Source organism: Promicromonospora sp. CA-289599 (assembly GCF_050936155.1).
Classification (GTDB): Bacteria; Actinomycetota; Actinomycetes; order Actinomycetales; family Cellulomonadaceae; genus Promicromonospora.
This window is the reverse complement of the sequence record NZ_JBNJNI010000001.1, coordinates 558,721-571,869: the sequence shown is the minus strand read 5'-3', so window position 1 is coordinate 571,869 and position 13,149 is coordinate 558,721. Positions and strand designations below refer to the sequence as shown.

The 13,149-nt window shown below is 72.2% G+C and carries 10 protein-coding genes; 5 read left to right on the top strand and 5 right to left on the bottom strand.

What is annotated here, in order from left to right; all coding sequences use genetic code 11:
* Positions 1-3 precede the first annotated feature (3 nt).
* From ACQEVI_RS02385 to ACQEVI_RS02365, 5 genes are all read right to left on the bottom strand, one after another.
* Positions 4-708 carry a FadR/GntR family transcriptional regulator gene (locus tag ACQEVI_RS02385; protein ID WP_432894269.1) on the bottom strand — a complete coding sequence of 235 codons (705 nt, stop codon included), beginning with the start codon at positions 706-708 and terminating at the stop codon, positions 4-6.
* Entirely contained in the window at positions 695-2,077 is a 1,383-nt protein-coding gene (locus ACQEVI_RS02380; protein ID WP_432894267.1) for an enolase C-terminal domain-like protein, read from the bottom strand. Before ACQEVI_RS02380 ends, ACQEVI_RS02385 begins: the two co-directional genes overlap by 14 nt.
* Positions 2,078-2,302: 225 nt before the next feature.
* Positions 2,303-2,965, bottom strand: a complete 663-nt coding sequence (locus tag ACQEVI_RS02375) for a DUF4232 domain-containing protein (protein ID WP_432894265.1) — start codon at positions 2,963-2,965, stop codon at positions 2,303-2,305.
* Between the two features lie 183 nt (positions 2,966-3,148).
* Positions 3,149-4,348: an MFS transporter gene (locus tag ACQEVI_RS02370; protein ID WP_432894263.1), complete on the bottom strand. Its 1,200-nt coding sequence runs from the start codon at positions 4,346-4,348 to the stop codon at positions 3,149-3,151.
* 988 nt (positions 4,349-5,336) lie between these two features.
* Positions 5,337-6,398 (bottom strand): LacI family DNA-binding transcriptional regulator, encoded by a 1,062-nt coding sequence (locus ACQEVI_RS02365; RefSeq protein ID WP_432894261.1) that lies wholly within the window; start codon positions 6,396-6,398, stop codon positions 5,337-5,339.
* A gap of 104 nt (positions 6,399-6,502) precedes the next feature.
* Here ACQEVI_RS02365 and ACQEVI_RS02360 point away from each other — a divergent pair, with 104 nt between their 5' ends.
* From ACQEVI_RS02360 to ACQEVI_RS02340, 5 genes are all read left to right on the top strand, one after another.
* Positions 6,503-7,690, top strand: a complete 1,188-nt coding sequence (locus ACQEVI_RS02360; RefSeq protein WP_432894259.1) for a Gfo/Idh/MocA family protein — start codon at positions 6,503-6,505, stop codon at positions 7,688-7,690.
* A gap of 82 nt (positions 7,691-7,772) precedes the next feature.
* Positions 7,773-8,846 (top strand): Gfo/Idh/MocA family protein, encoded by a 1,074-nt coding sequence (locus ACQEVI_RS02355; protein ID WP_432894257.1) that lies wholly within the window; start codon positions 7,773-7,775, stop codon positions 8,844-8,846.
* A gap of 169 nt (positions 8,847-9,015) precedes the next feature.
* A complete protein-coding gene (locus ACQEVI_RS02350; protein ID WP_432894255.1) occupies positions 9,016-9,837 on the top strand; it encodes an ABC transporter ATP-binding protein in 822 nt (273 codons plus the stop codon).
* 115 nt (positions 9,838-9,952) lie between these two features.
* Positions 9,953-10,975, top strand: a complete 1,023-nt coding sequence (locus ACQEVI_RS02345) for an ABC transporter substrate-binding protein (RefSeq protein WP_432894253.1) — start codon at positions 9,953-9,955, stop codon at positions 10,973-10,975.
* A gap of 4 nt (positions 10,976-10,979) precedes the next feature.
* Complete coding sequence (locus ACQEVI_RS02340) at positions 10,980-13,145, top strand: iron ABC transporter permease (RefSeq protein ID WP_432894251.1); 2,166 nt, start codon at positions 10,980-10,982, stop codon at positions 13,143-13,145.
* The last annotated feature ends 4 nt before the right edge of the window (positions 13,146-13,149 follow it).

The window sequence follows — 13,149 nt, the reverse complement described above, 5'->3', positions numbered from 1 at the left end:
AGGTCAGGGGAGCTCGTTCAGGTTTTCTGGCTTGGGGAGCGAGTCCTCTACGCCCAGCAGGTGGCTCGCCATGCGGATCCGGGCCGCCTCCGGGTCCCGAGCGGCGAGCGCGCGCCAGATGGCCTCGTGCTCGCCGTGCGTGCGCTCCTCGATGCCCTCGGTGTGCAGACCGCGCCACAGCCGCGCCCGGACGGTGCGGCCCGCGAACGACTCGATGAGCGCCTCCAGCACCGGGTTGCCGGTGTGCGCCGCGATGACGCGGTGGAACGCGATGTCGATCTCGATGAACCGGTCGTGGTCCACCGACCCGCCGTGCATGGTCTCCGGGACCCGGTCCAGGATCGCGCGCGCCTCGGCCACCGCGTCGTCGGTCATCCGGGTGGCGGCCAGCCCCGCCGCCTCCGTCTCCAGCACGCGGCGCACGCTGTGGAAGGCGGGCATGGCGCCGTCGTCCTGCAGGTCCAGGACCATCGCCATGGGGGAGAGCAGACGGGCGGGATCAAGGCTGGTGACGTACGTGCCGTCACCCTGGCGGGTATGCACGACGCCGAGGATCGACAGGGCGCGGACGCCCTCCCGGAGCGAGCCGCGGGAGACCTGGAGCGTGTCGGCCAGGTCCTTCTCGACGGGCAGCCGGTCGCCGGGCCGGAGCTGTCCGTCGAGGATCATCCTGCGGATGCCGTCGACTACCTCGTCAGTGCGGGACATGCTCGGAAGTATCGCGCACAGAACTGTCGCGCACAGAACTGTCGCGTACCCAGTAGGTCCCCTGCGGGAACCTGAACCGGTCGAGGGAGTCCTCGTACATCTGCGTGGAGTAGCCCGGCCGGGACGGCAGCACGTAGGCGGTGCCCGCGCCCTTGTCGGCGACGATGCACGGGTCCGTGAAGTGCTCGTGCAGGTGGTCGACGTACTCGGTGACGCGGCCGTCGAGGTCCCCGCCGATCGCCACGTAGTCGAGCACGGAGACGTGCTGCACCATCTCGCACAGGCCGACGCCGCCCGCGTGCGGGCACACCGGCACCCCGAACTTCGCCGCGAGCAGCAGCACGGCGACGATCTCGTTGATGCTCGCGAGCCGCCCGGTGTCGAGCTGGCAGTAGTCGATCGCCTCGGCCTGGAAGAGCTGCTTGAACATCACGCGGTTGTGGCAGTGCTCGCCCGTCGCCACCCCGATCGGCGCGACGGCGCGGCGGACGGCCGCGTGGCCCAGGATGTCGTCGGGCGACGTCGGCTCCTCGATCCACAGCGGGTCGAACCGGGCCAGCTCGCGCATCCACTCGATCGCCTGCGGCACGTCCCAGACCTGGTTGGCGTCGATCATCAGGGCGCGGTCCGGGCCCAGCACCTCGCGCGCGATCGACAGCCGGCGCACGTCCTCTTCGAGGCTCGCCCCGACCTTGAGCTTCACGTGCTGGTATCCGGCGTCGACGGCCTCCTGGCAGAGCCGCCGGAGCTTGTCGTCGCTGTAGCCGAGCCACCCGGCCGACGTCGTGTACACCGGGTAGCCGGTCCGCTCCAGGTGGTCGATCCGCTCCTGCTTGCTGCCCTCGCGCTCCCGGAGGATCTTGAGCGCGTCGTCGCGGGTCAGCGCGTCGGAGAGGTAGCGCAGGTCGGCGACGTCGACCAGCTCCTCCGGCGTCATGTCGACCAGCACGCGCCACAGCGGCTTGCCCGCGCGGCGCGCGACCAGGTCCCAGGCCGCGTTGAGCACCGCGGCCAGCGACAGGTGCACCACACCCTTCTCGGGCCCGAGCCAGCGCATCTGGCTGTCGGACGTCAGGTCCCGGTAGACGGCGCCCATGTCCGCGGCGAGCTCGTCGACGTCCCGGCCCACGAGCGCTGCCGCCTGCTGGCGCGCGGCCTCGGCGACTATGTCGTTGCCCCGGCCGATGGTGAACGTCAGCCCGTATCCGCCGAGCGTGGCGCCGGGGTTGTCCGGGTCCGGCGCGTCCGTCTCCAGCACGACGTAGGCGGCCGAGTAGTCGCCGTCCTTGTTCATCGCGTCGGAACCGTCGGCGGTGGCCGACGTCGGGAACCGCACGTCCTCTACCCGGACCCCTGTGATCGTGGCCATGCCCGCCCTTTCCCAAACATCAGATGAAATGCCAGCAATCTACGGATGGTGGGCCCAAGGGTCAAGGCGGAGTCAGATGGCTCCGGTGATTGATTTGATCAATGCGCGGGCTGGTCGGCTCGCCTCGTGACGCCGGCAGTCCCGCACCAGGTGCCGACCTCGCGGGTGGCCCGCAGCAGACACGCGTCCAGTGGCAACTGACCGAAGTCACGGTGCCGGGACCGGTCAGCTCTCCGGCTGGAAGGCCTGGACGTCGAGCAGCTCGTCGTCCGGGTTCGCGCACGCCAGGAGCGTGAGCTCGTCGTTCTGCACGAACAGCGACCGCTTCTCGCCGGGCGGGTAGACGCGGAGCCCGTCCGCGGTGGTCTGCTCGCAGCCCTCGTCGAAGTTCTGGGCGTTGGCCACCAAGAGGTTCGCGTGCGCAGAGGCCCCGGGGGCGAGCGTCACCGAGCCGTGCGGGCTCGACCGGTCGAGCGTCGCCGCCGCGCCGATCTGGGCGCCGTCCCCGTCACCGACGAACGAGACACCCGGCCAGCCCTGCAGGACGCACGGCTCGGACGCCTCGTTCTCCAGCACGATCTCCAGCTCGTAGTGGCCGGCGGACCCGCCACCCTCCGCCGCTTCGAGGCTTCCCGCCAGGTCCGGGGTCAGGCACCGCGGGGATGACGCCGCCCCGTCGGCCGGGTCCGGCGTGCTGGCGTCCGGCGTGCTGGTGTCCGACGTCGCACCTGGGTCCGGCGCCGCGTCGGTGGGGGAGGGCGACCCGGCCGCCGTCGGGCCGGATGACGTGGTTGCCGACGGAGAACCCGCGCCGTCCGCGCCGTCGCGCGCGGCGGCCGAACATCCCGCCGTCGCGAGGAGTGCCGCGACCCCCGCGGCCCCCCACACGGTCCTCCACGTAGTGCCAGTCCTTCGCTTGATCACGTAAGCCCCCGTTCCCCAGCCGGATCCGCCCCGGCAGCCGCTGCTCGTTGAGCCGTCTCTTCCGATGCTGTTCCAACTACCTCTTCCGAGACTGTCAGACGGCCGGGGTTCCCGCGACGTCACGTACGGCCTCGGCGGTGGCCGGCGCTACCCGCGGCGCTTGCGGTCGGCCTTGCCCGTCCAGTGGCCCACCCAGATCGCGCCCACCAGCGCCAGCGCGCCGATGACCACCGGCGCGGCCGCCAGGGGTGCGATCGCGGCCACCGCGGACACGAGCAGCGGGCCGCCGGTGTTACCGATGTCCCCGCACAGCCGCCAGCCGCCGAGGAACTGCGCGCGACCCTCCTGCGGCGCGGCGTCGGCGCCGAGGGTCATCACGATCCCCGAGCCGAGCCCGTTACCGACCGCGATGATCGCCATCACCAGGCCGACGCCGAGCGCGGATTCGGTGAGCGGCAGCAGCAGGCAGCCGACGCCGACGGCGAGGACCACCGGGATCGCGACAACCTGCCGCCCGCGCGTGTCGAGCAGCCAGCCGCCCGGCAGGGTGAGCGCGATGTCGATGGTCGCCGCCACCGCGAAGAGCAGGGAGACCACCGCGGCGGAGATGTGGATGTGATCGGCCCAGAGGGGCAGCAGGCCCGTGCGTACCGAACGCGAGGCGCCGATGATGATGACCGCCACGCCGAGGGTGAGCAGCGTGCGCCGGTGCTCCCACAGCACCGAGCGCACGGACAGCGGGGCGACGCTGCGCGTCACCCGGCCGAAGTCCGGCATGCGGGTGACGATCAGCGCCGAGCCGAGGGCCGCGCACACCGCGAGCACGAACACCGAACGCACCCCGAACAGGTGGATCAGCAGGGCGCCCAGCAGCGGGCCGACCAGGGCCCCGAGACGCATCGAACCGCCCAGCAGTGCCATCGCGCGCGCCCGGTGGCTGACCGGTACGGCGTCGATCAGGAATCCCTGCCGGGCCTGCAGGAACGCCGTCCAGCTCATGCCGCTGACGAACACGCACAGGCACAGCAGCCAGACCGAGGGCACCAGGAACGCGACAAGCATCGCCGCCGCATCGACGAGCCCCGCGATCACGAGCGTGCGGCGCTCGCCGAGGCGGGCCACCAGCGCGCCCGACGGCAGGGAGTTGGCGAGCTGCCCGATACCCAGGAGGGCGACCACGAACGCGGCGACCGCGGTGGTCGCGCCGAGGTTGCCCGCGTGGATCACCAGCACCGGCATGACGGCTCCGTGGCCGACCGAGCTGACCACCGACGGCAGGTACGCCACGGCGGCGATGTCGCGGAAGCGGAAGTCCGGATCGTCTCCTGGGCCGCCCGTGCTCGTCACACCGGCATCCTGTCAGATGGTTAGCCGCGGCAACTACCTGGTCCGCAGGATGGTCAGGACGCTCAGGACACTGCACGATCCATCGCGAGCAGCGCGGCGAGCTCCGGTGCGGGTGCTGCGGCAGGTTTCGGCACGGGCGCACGCTAACGGTGCCGGGTTGCCGTGCGGTGAACGGCTGCCCGGCTGTGTCGCTGCCCGGCTGTGTCGCGGTCCGACGTCGGTGCTGCCCGCCGCCGCCCGTCGCCCGCCGCCGTCTGGCCATCTCGGGTACGTGGAGGTGTGCGAACGCGATCTCCATCTCCTCGACTTTGTCGACGGTGGCGCCCAGCTCCGCGACGACTCGTTCGCGGATGTCGGTGGTGGCCTCGCGGCCGGCCTCCAGTGCCTCGCGGCTGTCGAAGGCCGCGGTGCCGACGACCCGGCCGGTCTCCCGGTCGACCATCAGGCTGGCGCTGCAGAAGCCCCTCAGCTCCTGGATCTTGGGCACGACGACCATCCGGAACATGTCGACGGCGTTGTCGACCATGTGCAGGTCGCCGCCGCTCAGCCAGGTGAGGCGGGCGCAGGCGCCCTCGGGTGCGGCGTGGTCCCGGTGGACGACGGCGACCTCCCACTCGTGGACGTACCGGCCGGACCCGCTGCCCAGCGCCCGCTCGGCACGGTCGCGCAGCGGGCGCACGGCCGCGGCGCTCTCCTGCATCGCGTCCTCGGACGACCACGCCGTCGTGGTGATGCACCGGCCGCTGTGCCGGTCGACCAGCATCGACATCCCGACACAGCCGTCCATCGCGGAGACCGCCGGGAAGATCTCCTCACGAACGAGGCTCAGCCCGACGTCGATCTCGGCGGGCTCACCCTGGATCTCGGTACTGCGGATGTACATGGCGGACTCCCTGTGCTCGTCAGCAGCGTCCGGACGGCGCCGCCGTCCCTTCTCACGTTCCGCCGACCGGCGCGCCCGGTCAAGAGGGGAGCTCGTCGAGTTCGGTCAGCCCGGCGGACCCGCGGCGCCCGTCGACTCCCGCCAGACGATGCGCTGGAGGGCGGAACCGCGGGCCGGCGGCTCCTCGCCCCGCAGCGCCGCGATCAGCAGCCGCATGGCATGGTGCCCGGCCGCCTGGAAGTCGACGTCGACGGTGGTGAGCGACGGCATCGTGTAGGCGCCGAACGCCGCGTTGTCCCACCCGGTCACCACCACGTCGCCGGGTACCGTCCAGCCGCGCTCGGCGGCGGCGCGCAGGACGCCGATCGCCAGCATGTCGTTGGCGGCCAGCACGGCGACCGGGGGCGCGTCGTCGGGCAGCGCGAGTATCGCCTCCCGCGCGGACTCCGCGGACCACTCGCCGCCGACCACGCCCAGCGACCCGAGCGGCTCGTGCCCCCCGGGCGGCTCCTGCGGTCCCTGCGGTCCCTGCGTCTCGGCACCGAGGCGCTCCAGGCAGGCGACGTAGGTGTCGCGGCGCGCCCGCGCGGAGGCGAACTCCTGGGAACCGGCGACGTGCAGGAACCGGCGATGACCGGCCGCGACGAGCGCCTGGACGAGGACCTCCATGAGGTCGGCCTCGGCGAGCTCGCCCGAGCTGCGCATCTGCTCGTCGAACGCCGTCGCGGCCAGGACGGGAGGGGAGTCCCCGCCGTCCGAGAGCGCCTCGGGGAGCACCGGGACGAACGTCAGGATGCCCTCGTACTGACCGCCGGCCGCCAGCTCGAGCACGCGCTCGGTCCGGTCCGCGACGCTGCCGTCGACGCTGCTGGTCTCGATGGCGTAGCCGGCCTCGGCGGCCGCACGGCTCGCGCCGGTGAGCATGCGCATCTGGTTCCCGACGGCGGCGACGCCGGTGATCACCGCGAGCCGGCCGGAGCGCCGGGTGCGCATCGACCGGGCGGCGAGGTTGGGGCGGTAACCGATCGACTCGGCCGCCCGCAGGACGCGCTCCCGGGTGGCCGGGGAGATCGAGCCCTTCCCGGTCAGCACGTAGGACACCGTGGCCTGGGAGACGCCCGCGAGGCGCGCGACGTCGCGGCTCGTCGGGGGAACTGCAGTGCTCACGACGCTCCACTCTCTGGACAGCTCTCTTGACAGTGGCCTACCCGGCCACAACCATAGTGACACGTATCACCAGTGACACGTATAAGTCGCATCCGGGGGAACAAGTGCTCAAGATCGGGATCATCGGGACCGGCGGGATCTCCCGCACCCACATCGACGGCTACCAGCGGTTCGCTGCCGAGTGCGAGATCGTCGCCCTGTGCGACATCGCGCCGGGCAAGGCCGCCGCGCTGGGCGCGGAGCTCGGCCTCGCCTCCGCGCGGGCGTACGAGCGCGTCGAGGACCTGCTCGCGGCCGAGGATCTGGATCTCGTCAGCATCGCGACACCGCCGTCCACCCACGCCGAGCTGACGATCGCCGCCCTGCGCGCCGGCGTCGACGTGCTCGTCGAGAAGCCGATGGCGCCGTCGCTCGAGGAGTGCGACGCGATGATCGCGGCCGCCGCAGAGAACGACCGGATCCTGTCCGTCGTGGCGCAGAACCGCTTCCGCGACGACATGGCCACCCTGAAGGAGGTGCTGGACTCGGGCCTGATCGGCCCTGTCTCGCACGCCCAGGTCTCCTCGTCCTGGTGGCGCGGCACCGCCTACTACGACCTGTGGTGGCGGGGCACGTGGGAGCGTGAGGGCGGCGGGTGCACCCTCAACCACGCGATCCACCACCTGGACCTCACCTCCTGGATGCTCGGCGCGCCCAGTGCCGTCACCGCGGTGCTGACCAACGCCCAGCACGAGAACTCGGAGGTCGAGGACCTCTCCGTGGCCGTGCTGCAGTACGACCGGGCACTGGCCGAGGTGACCAGCTCGGTGGTGCACCACGGCGAGGAGCAGGCGATAGTCCTCCAGGGCCGGCACGCGCGGGTGTCCCAGCCGTGGAAGGTGATCGCCGATGTCGCCGAGCCCAACGGGTTCCCCGCCCCCGGCGGAGACCCCGCCCTGGTGGCCAAGATCGAGGCGCTCGCCGCGGCGCACCGCCCGCTGGAGCACGAGGGCCACCCCGGGCAGATCGGCGACGTGCTCGGTGCGGTGCGCGAACGCCGTCGTCCGCTGGTGGACGGCGCGGACGGACGCCGCGCGATCGAGCTCGTGACCGCGATCTACGAGGCGGGTATCGAGCGGCGGACGGTCGATCTGCCGCTCCCGCCGGACGACCCGTACTACCGCGCGGGCACGCTCGTCCATCGCGCGCCGCACTTCTTCGAGAAGACGGCGACGGTGGCCGACCTGCCCGGTGACATCACCGTCGGCAGCTCGGCCGGCAGCTCGGCCGGCGGTACAGCCGGCGACGGCTGACCTGCTCCAGGAACGAAAGCCCTGCACGAAGGCCCGAACGAAGCCCTGAACGAAGCCCTGAACGAACAGGACCAGAGATCTCATGACGACGACCAGCGGCGCCGCCTATGCGCCAGAACCGATCCCCGCACCCGTGGTGGGTGCCGGAGACTTCTCCTTCGCCGCGGTGGGCCTGGACCACGGGCACATCTACGGCATGTGCGAGGGCCTGATCAGCGCCGGCGCGACGCTCAAGTGGGTGTACGACCCGGACCCGGCGAAGGTGGCGGAGTTCCGCGACAAGTTCCCTGACGTGCGGGTCGCGCGCGCCGAGGACGAGATCCTCGGCGACGACGACGTCCGCCTCGTCGCCGGCGCACCGGTCACGTCCGAGCGTTGCGCGCTCGGCCTGCGGGCCATCGAGGCGGGCAAGGACTACTTCGTGGACAAGGCTCCGCTGACCACCCTCGACCAGCTCGCGGCGGCCCGGGAGGCGACCGCGCGGACCGGGCGCAAGTACGCCGTCTACTACTCCGAGCGGATCCACGTCGAGGCGGCGGTCCTGGCCGGCCAGCTCATCGACCAGGGCGCGATCGGCCGGGTGCTGCAGGTCATGGGCCTCGGGCCGCACCGCCTGGGCACCGGCCGCCCGGACTGGTTCTACGAGAAGGAGAAGTACGGCGGGATCCTGTGCGACATCGGCAGCCACAACTTCGAGCAGATGCTCCACTTCGCGGGCGCCAAGGACGCCGAGGTCGGCTACTCGGCGATCGCCAACTACAACCACCCCGAGCACCCGGGACTCGACGACTTCGGTGAGGCGTCCATCGTCATGGACACCGGCGCCAGCGGCTACGTCCGCGTGGACTGGTTCACTCCGGACGGCCTGAGCACGTGGGGCGACGGGCGCACGTTCGTGCTCGGCACCGAGGGCTACCTGGAGTTGCGCAAGTACGCCAACGTCGCCACGGATCAGGGCCCTGGCCACGTGTTCCTCGTCGACGGCAAGGGCGAGCACCACATCGTGGCGGAGGGGAAGGTCGGGTTCCCGTACTTCGGCCAGCTCGTCCTCGACTGCCTGGAGCGCACCCAGACCGCTATGACGCAGGAGCACGCGTTCAAGGCCGCGGAGCTCAGCGTCCTCGCCCAGCAGGGGGCGCGAGTCCTCACTGCGTAACGCCTTTGTCGTGGGCGTGATCGTTGCGGCTGTGTGCCCGTTCTAGCCGCAACGATCACGCCCACAACAAAGCCGTGCGCAGGGGCGGCTGTGCGTCCGCGGGGGTGGCGGCTGACCGGGTACTGGACGGCTGTCCGAGTGCCGTCTCTGTAAGGTTAGGCTTACCTCCGTGACCGCCCCTACCGTTCTCCGTGGCGACGACCTCGTCCTGGGCTACCAGCGCACCACCGTCGTGCACGGCGTCGCCGTCCAGCTGACGCCCGGCGTCGTGACCGCGCTCGTCGGCCCGAACGGGTCCGGCAAGTCCACGGTGCTTCGCTCGCTCGCTCGGCTGCACCCGGTCCAGCAGGGATCCGTCAACCTCGGTGCGACGCCCGACGACGCAGTCGACGCCGCTCCGCTGTCCGCGCGCGAGTTCGCCCTGCGCGTCACGCTGCTCGCCCAGTCCCGGCCGCACCCGGCAGGGCTCGAGGTGCGCGACGTCGTGGCGTTCGGCAGGCACCCGCACCGTCGGCGGTTCGCGCCGCTCACCGCCGCCGACCACGCCGCCATCGACCGCGCGATGGCCATCACCGGTGTCACCACCATGGCCCGCCGGGGCGTCGACCAGCTCTCCGGCGGTGAGGTGCAGCGGGTCTGGCTCGCCACATGCCTGGCGCAGGAGACCGGCGTGGTGCTGCTGGACGAGCCCACCAACCACCTCGATCTGCGCTATCAGGTGGAGACGCTCGATCTCGTGCGGGACCTGGCGGAGGAGCACGGGACCGCTGTCGGCATAGTGCTGCACGACCTGGACCACGCCGCGTCGGTGGCCGACGCCGTCGTCCTGCTGCACCAAGGTCGCGTGCTCGCCTCTGGACCCCCCGCGCAGGTGCTCACGGCGGAACACCTGTCGCTCGCCTACGGCCTGCCGATCGACGTCACCACCGACCCGGACACCGGACGGGTGCGCGTGCACCCGCGCGGTCGCCACCACGGCCGGACCCGCTGACCACGCCCACAGCGTCCGACTGCCGCCGGACCACGTACCACGCGCTCCTGCGCGACCGAACTGCGCTCCCGCGCGACTGCACCGACACGACGTGTCACGAAACTCAAGGAGTCCCATGTCTCTGCGCACCAAGGTGTCCCTGGCGGGCGCCGCTCTGATCCTGCCGCTGGCGTTCGCGGGCTGCGGCACCACCGACCCCGGCGCCGCCGCGCCGGCGCCGAGCGAGGCCACCTCCGGCGACTGTGCCGACGTCAGGACGGAGACCGGTCCGGTCTCGCTGACGGACTCGTTCGGCCGCACGGTCGAGCTCGACAAGCCTGCCGAGCGCGTGGCGGTGCTCGAGTGGCAGCAGGTCGAGGACGCGCTCACCCTCTGCGTGAACCCGGTGGCCGTCGCCGACACCGAGGGCTACACCACCTGGAACAACGCCGAGGAGCTGCCCGAGGGTGTTACCGACGTCGGCACGCGCGGCGAGCCGAACCTCGACGCCCTGTACGCCACGGACCCCGACCTCGTCATCATCGAGGCCTACACGCCCGACGACGAGATCATCGCCAAGCTCGAGGCCTACGACGTGCCGGTGCTGGCCACCAAGGGCGCGGACGCCGCCGACCCGATCCAGAACATGCTCACCACCTTCGACCTCATCGCGCAGGCGACCGGCCGCACCGAGCGCGCGGCGGCGGTCACCGAGGAGTTCGAGCAGCACCTTGCCGACGCCAAGGCGAAGATCGCCGAGGCGGCGCCGGAGCACACCGACTTCGTGTACTTCGACGGCTGGGTCGACGGCGGCAACGTCACCCTGCGCCCGTTCGGCCAGGGTTCACTGATCGGCGAGCTCGGCGAGGAGCTCGGCCTGACCAACGCCTGGACCGGAGAGGTCGATCCCGCCTACGGCCTGGGCCAGTCCGACATCGAGGGCATGACGGCGGTCGGTGACTCCACTCTCCTGTACACCGGCACCAAGGAGGGCGACACCGACTGGACCGCCGAGCTGACCAAGAACGACGTCTGGGCGAACCTGCCCGCCGTCACCGAGGACCGTTCGCACGCGTTCCCGGAGCACATCTGGACGTTCGGCGGCCCGCGCTCCTCCGAGAAGGTGGTCAACGCCTACGTCGACATCTTCACGAAGTGATCCGATGACCGGTGATCCGATGACCGTCACGCAGTCGCCGTCCGCGACGGAAACCCTCGCTCAGGCGCCGACGTCGCGCCCCGCCGCCTGGGCGTCGGGTGCTGCCATCCTGGTGGCGCTCGCGCTGGCGGTGCTCGTCGTCGGCGCCTGGCACCTGACGCAGGGTACGTCCGGCGTCGGAGTGGGGGACCTGCTGCGGCTGCTCACCGGGCAGCTAAGTGGGCAGCTCAGTGGGCAGGGCGCGAGCGACGCCGCGGCGGTCCGGGACATCCTCGTCGGCTCCCGTCTGCCGCGCCTCGCGGCAGGCGTGGCCGTCGGGTTCGCCCTCGGTGTTGCCGGCGCGCTCTTCCAGTCGATCGCTCGCAACGCCCTGGCCTCGCCGGACACGCTTGCGGTGACCGCGGGCTCCTACCTCGCGGTGGTAGTCGTGGCGGCCTTCGGTCTGGCCGTGCCGCTGTGGGCCTCGGGCGCCGTCGCGTTCGCCGGGGGCATCGCCGCCGCGGCGCTCGTGCTCGGGCTCTCCGGGGGTGCCGGATCGGCCACCACCCGCCTGGTGCTCGCCGGGTCCGCCGTCGCGCTGGCCCTCCAGGCGGCGGCCTCCGCCCTGCTCATCTTGTTCCAGGCCGAGACGACCGGGCTGTTCGCCTGGGGCAGCGGCTCCCTGAGCCAGCTCAACCTGACGGCGTTCTGGCGCGCGCTGCCGATAGTCGTGCTGGCGACCGTCGGCGGCCTGTTGATCTCCCGGCGGCTCGACGTGCTCGGCCTCGGTGACGACACCGCCGGGGCGCTGGGCGTCCCGGTGCGGTCGACCCGCGCCGTCGGCGTGCTCCTCGCGGTCCTGCTCACCGCCGCGGCGGTGACCCTCGCGGGGCCCATCGGGTTCGTCGGCCTCGCCGCGCCGGTGGTCGCCAGGCTGCTCGCCAGGGTGGTCCCGGCGCTGCACAGGCACGCGATACTGCTGCCCGCCGCGGGCCTGCTCGGGGCCTTCGTCGTCGTGCTCGCCGACGCCGTCGTCCGCGCCCTGCTCGGCGCCGAGGACGCGCTCAGCGTACCCACCGGCGTCGCGACGACGCTCGCCGGTGCCCTGATCATGGTGCTGCTGGCCCGCCGCCTGCGCGACGCCGGACCGTCCCGGACCCCTCCGGCCGCGGCGACCGGACCCCGCAGCAGCCGGCGCTTCGCCGTGGTGCTGACCGTGTGCGTCGCCCTCGCGGCAGGCGTGGCGCTGCTGGGCATGCTCGCCGGATCCACCTGGCTCCGCACCGGCGACATCGCTCTGTGGCTGCAGGACCAGGGCCCCGCCGTGGTGCGGTTCGCGCTCGATGAGCGCGCGCCGCGCGTGCTGGCGGCGCTCGTCGCAGGGGCCGCGCTCGCGCTCGCCGGGACGATGGTGCAGGCGACGGCCCGCAACCCCCTGGCCGAGCCGGGCATCCTCGGCATCACCGGGGGAGCGGGCCTCGGCGCGGTGATCGTCGTGACCGCCGTGGCCGGCACCACCTGGGGCAACGGGATAGCGGCGAGCAACGGCGCCATGCTCGTGGCCGCCGTCGTCGGAGGTCTGCTGGCCTTCGGGGTCGTCTACCTGCTGGCCTGGCGCGGGGGCCTGCACGCCGACCGGCTGGTGCTCATCGGCATCGGCCTGGGATACCTGACCACGGCGCTGACGACGTTCCTGCTGCTGAACTCCGACCCCTGGAACACGCCGCGCATCTACACCTGGCTGTCCGGCACGACCTACGGGCGTGACTTCTCCCAGGTCCTGCCCGTCATCATCGTGCTGGCGCTCGCCGTGCCCCTCGCGGTGATGGTGCGACGTGAGCTGGACCTGCTCGCGGTCGACGACGACACCCCTCGCCTCGTGGGCGTCCGGCTGGAACGCAGCAGGCTGCTCGTGCTCGCGGTGGCGGCGGTGCTGGCTGCGACGAGCGTGACGGCAGTCGGCGTCGTGGGGTTCGTGGGCCTGGTCGCTCCGCATGCGGCACGTGCCCTGGTGGGCGGCAGGCATGCACGGGTCCTGCCCGTGGCGATGCTGCTCGGCGCCGTGTTCCTCGGCCTGGCCGACACGCTCGGGCGAACGGTCATCGCACCGGCCCAGCTCCCCGCGGGGCTGGCGGTCGCGCTGCTCGGTGCGCCGTACTTCGTGTGGCTCCTGGCCCGGTCTCGGGTCTGAGCGG

Bases quoted from the DNA above. Each gene is read 5' to 3' on its own strand.
- ACQEVI_RS02345 (WP_432894253.1), top strand. From the start codon at position 9,953: ATGTCTCTGCGCACCAAGGTGTCCCTGGCGGGCGCCGCTCTGATCCTG.
- ACQEVI_RS02380 (WP_432894267.1), bottom strand. From the start codon at position 2,077: ATGGCCACGATCACAGGGGTCCGGGTAGAGGACGTGCGGTTCCCGACG.
- ACQEVI_RS02385 (WP_432894269.1), bottom strand. From the start codon at position 708: ATGTCCCGCACTGACGAGGTAGTCGACGGCATCCGCAGGATGATCCTC.
- ACQEVI_RS02340 (WP_432894251.1), top strand. From the start codon at position 10,980: ATGACCGGTGATCCGATGACCGTCACGCAGTCGCCGTCCGCGACGGAA.
- ACQEVI_RS02355 (WP_432894257.1), top strand. From the start codon at position 7,773: ATGACGACGACCAGCGGCGCCGCCTATGCGCCAGAACCGATCCCCGCA.